The following is a 3,952-nucleotide window of genomic DNA, read 5'->3' on the forward strand; positions in this document are numbered from 1 at the left end:
CAGTTTTGAGCAGGAATATAAATTCCATCCAAAACGCAAATGGAGAGCTGATTTTCTGATTACGGGAACAAAGATATTGATTGAGGTTGAAGGCGGTATCTGGAGCGGAGGACGTCACACAAGGGGAAAAGGTTACATCGGGGATATGGAGAAATATAACTCGGCAGCAATGATGGGTTTTACAGTTTTACGGTTCAGTACAGAGCAAGTGAAGTCAGGTTTAGCGGTTCAGCAGATAGAGAAAATGGTGAGTGAAAGATGAGTGCAGCTTTAAAAACACAACAAATGGATTGGTCTAAATACACTATTGATGGATGGTTAGAGCAGTTTGGCGCTTGGTGCGAAACGGTTCGTATGAAGGGAGGGGATTTACCTGATGGTCTTCATATCAATCAAATTTACTGGTTAATGCGTGAAGCAGGTAATGAACTGCGTAAGGGTAAATCTTATATTCGATGTGAAATAAGTGATTATGAAGCAGACCAAATACAATCAATAATCAAAAATGTATTTAAATCTGACAAATGTGATTATATTACTAAGTTTGCTGTAATGTGCCTTGTTAAGCATAAGGTTGAGAATAGATCATTGAGCGCAGTTGCGGCTATTACCAATCAATCTAAAGGCCAAGTGAATATCATGGTTAGTTGTGCTAGATTCTACCTTCTTGGTAAATATAACTTTCTAACAATGGTGTAAAAATGAGTGAAATATGGAGCTTTGATTATAAAAATGGTTGGCAAAGAGAAAATGATTTTATAGATCGGATTGTTGCTTTACATCAAGAAGATGACATTAGCAAAGTACTGAAAATTCTTGAATATAATTCAACATCAGGTATTTATGCTATGAATGACAACATCTTAGGAGATCCTATAAAAATTTATGTTAACAGTCGTGATTCAAAAAATACTACATTACCAAAATATTTAATTGAGTTTAGTCCAATAGGCGATGAAGTTGAATATTTAGGTGCTCGTAATCTACCAAGTTTAATTGAACTATTAAATAAATTAACACCTTTAGTAACAGCCACTACCGTATGCGATTATATTAATGACAAGTATGCGAAATAAAGCCTTGATCGTTTAAACGTGATATGGCATAGTTCTGCTATAGTGGACGAAGTATAAGTAATTCACTGACTTAAAGCTCATCATTTGATGAGCTTTTTGCATTTTTGGAGGTATCTAGCTCCGAATTAAACAAATCCTCTGCCGACACGTTTGGGAATATTCAGATTTCTTTACGGTGAGAGAGTGTCGGAAGTGTGGTTTTGAAAAAGTTACATATTCAATGTGGAATTTGATTTAAGTTTCTATTTTTATTTGTGTTTTTATGTGTGCTATTATTTTGCAAAGTAATATTTTTTCTTTCGAAGTAAAACTATGCATACAATACATCCTTATAAAATTTCGATTTTCGATAAAATAAACGGTAAAGGTGGATATCCTAGTTTAGGTGCTCTAGATAACGGAAAAGTAGATGCATTTAATTTAATTAAAAATTGGATATCTGATTGTCAGAAAAAGAATGTTATTAATCATAAGGAGAAGTCCCTTACTGTCCAGTTTAAAAACTTTAAATTTGATTTAGCAAGCAGACGGATTTATGGATGGGTTTATACAGGTGAGTATGGTACAGCTAACACCATTGTTAATGTAAAGGATGGTTCATTGGCATATGCGAAAAAATCCACTAATGCTGAAATGATACCTCACTTTGTTTATCTGGTTATTCCTAAAACCTCATCGAAAGGACTAGTTCTATTGCATAGTGTTAGAAATTCTGGTGTTAAAACAATTTTTCATGAACTATTGAATGCTTATTGTGCTTCAGTTCTTCCTGATAGGCGCTTCCAAATTAATCCAGCACCTTATAAGAAGGCATTACAACTGTGGAGAAAAGCATTAACTAAAGAAATCAAAGCCATTCCAAAAGTACAATCATCTGATATTGCAGATGTGGTTAGAAAAATTAACCCTGATTCGGAAACCGTTGTCATTATTAAACCTCCACTTAGAGGAAATTTTGGAAAATGGTCTGACTTCGATAAAAAGGGGACGCCACAAGCTGAATTATTAGAAGTTCTTGAGAACGATTATGAAAATATAACAGCAACCATTCAAAGTAATGGTAAGTCAAGAAAAATACGAATGGGTACAAAAATTACAAATGAAATCTGTATTATTGAAGCGCCTGACGATTTAGAATTATCTGATGGTAATCCTAAAATTCAAAGTATTTTGGCTTGGTGTGAAGATATTCGGCAAGATTTCAAGTATTAAATTTAATGAGGTCTATGTATGAGTAAGAAAATTAACATCTTATCAATCATTACAGGACATTGTGCATCTCTAAGAAATAGTGATAAATCTTTTAATTTGATTGATTTTATTACTTTTTTTATAGCGCCATTAGTATTGGCAACGTTAGGGATGAGTTATGTACAAAAACTAACAGATGGCACAATATCCCTATTAGTGAACTTTGGGTCAATCTTTACTGCTCTATTACTATCTGTTTTGGTATTGATTTTTGATCAGGAAAATAAAGCAGATGAGCAATATGAAAAATATTTAATTTTTAAAGAAGATTTGGAAAAAAATCCAAAATTAAGTGATTCCGCAGCCTATTCATGGATATTCAGCAGGAACCTTGATGAAAATTATTTCATTAAAAAAGATCTACTAAAAGAACTTTATTACAATATAAGTTTTTCGATAGTCGTATCTTTGTTGCTTGTCTTATTTTGCTTGATCTATTCAAATATTAATTTACTTACCAATGTAAATTATCAAATGTATTCAATCAAAATTTTAGTATTTTTGATATCATTTTTAATGATTACCATTTTTCTAAATATATTAATGATTGTTAAAAGAATGCACGTCATGCTCACCAATTAGATAGTACATCAACCCCTTCCGAGGGGGAATTTATTTAGATTGAAAATTGATCATTAAACCTTTATATATTATTAAATTAACAATTTTTTGGGGTGAGTATGGATTGGTTGAGAGAGAAGCTGTGGCAATTAGATGACTTTCGAAGAGCTTTTCCAAGTGTGTTTTGGAGTAGTTATATTTTGATTCTACTGGTTATAGCGTCTGCAATGTTATATTTTCCAGCCTTGTCAAATATTGCAAATCTTGAAATTTTAAACACCAAGCCATTATATTCAATGGTTCTAAATAATTTGGATACTTTGAAATGGGGCATTATTGTTGTTCCAATGATTGTTGCTTTACTTGGTTGGAATCTTATTGATGATCTTTATCAAAGAAAGCTAAAAAGATTATGTAGATATTAATTTTTTAATTACGACTCGCTTAATGCGGTTTTTTTAATGCCTAGAGGGAAGTTATGACAGACACAATATAGGCTAGAAAAGACTTGGAACGCTGTTGTAATGAGTTGTCTAAGTATCAAAACCTGAGTCGATCAGGTCTAAGACACAGTGAATTAATCGCATTAGACAATGTAATGATTCGGCTGAAAGAGCAAATTAAAAATTTAAGGGTGGCATTGAATGGAACTCAGCCAATACACCAGCCTCACCAAAAAATCAGAAATTAAAAGAAAACCAAGAACAAAGCCTTTACCCAAGGCAACACAAAAATATTTAGAAGCTGAAGAAACTTTATTCCAAGAATTAGAAGAACATCGAATTGGATACCGAAGAAAATTTCAATTTGAATCAACTAAGAATTGGCGGTTTGATTTTTATATTGTGAAGTTGAATCTACTTATTGAAATTGCTGGCAGTCCTTGGGCCGTTGGTCGCGGTGGCACAAAGATAGCAAATTCACTAAGCAAATATGATCTTGCTTTAGACAAAGGCTTTAAATTTGAGCGTCTTGAACCTCATCAAATTGAATCAAGTTATGCAATCAACTGGATAAAAAGCGAATTAGCGAGAATTGAAGATGGATCAGATCAGACCATTCCC

At 32.8% G+C, this 3,952-nt stretch carries 8 protein-coding genes; all 8 read left to right on the top strand.

Annotated elements, in window-relative coordinates:
* On the top strand, positions 1-262 hold a 262-nt coding region (locus J536_RS23285), incomplete at its 5' end, for a DUF559 domain-containing protein (protein ID WP_032064121.1).
* On the top strand, positions 259-699 hold the full coding sequence (locus J536_RS23290; RefSeq protein WP_032064123.1) for a hypothetical protein: 441 nt from the start codon (positions 259-261) through the stop codon (positions 697-699). The genes J536_RS23285 and J536_RS23290, both read left to right, overlap by 4 nt.
* Positions 700-701: 2 nt before the next feature.
* On the top strand, positions 702-1,076 hold the full coding sequence (locus J536_RS23295) for a hypothetical protein (protein WP_032064124.1): 375 nt from the start codon (positions 702-704) through the stop codon (positions 1,074-1,076).
* A gap of 312 nt (positions 1,077-1,388) precedes the next feature.
* Positions 1,389-2,288, top strand: coding sequence for a hypothetical protein (locus tag J536_RS23300; protein ID WP_032064126.1), 900 nt, complete (start codon positions 1,389-1,391; stop codon positions 2,286-2,288).
* 18 nt (positions 2,289-2,306) lie between these two features.
* Positions 2,307-2,909: a hypothetical protein gene (locus J536_RS23305; RefSeq protein WP_032064127.1), complete on the top strand. Its 603-nt coding sequence runs from the start codon at positions 2,307-2,309 to the stop codon at positions 2,907-2,909.
* Between the two features lie 98 nt (positions 2,910-3,007).
* Positions 3,008-3,313, top strand: coding sequence for a hypothetical protein (locus J536_RS0104880; protein ID WP_032064129.1), 306 nt, complete (start codon positions 3,008-3,010; stop codon positions 3,311-3,313).
* A gap of 83 nt (positions 3,314-3,396) precedes the next feature.
* Complete coding sequence (locus J536_RS26320; protein ID WP_228130721.1) at positions 3,397-3,579, top strand: hypothetical protein; 183 nt, start codon at positions 3,397-3,399, stop codon at positions 3,577-3,579.
* On the top strand, positions 3,533-3,952 hold a 420-nt coding region (locus J536_RS23310), incomplete at its 3' end, for a hypothetical protein (protein ID WP_032064130.1). The genes J536_RS26320 and J536_RS23310, both read left to right, overlap by 47 nt.

Origin of the sequence: Acinetobacter sp. 809848, from assembly GCF_000581275.1 — a bacterium.
Classification (GTDB): domain Bacteria; phylum Pseudomonadota; class Gammaproteobacteria; order Pseudomonadales; family Moraxellaceae; genus Acinetobacter; species Acinetobacter pittii.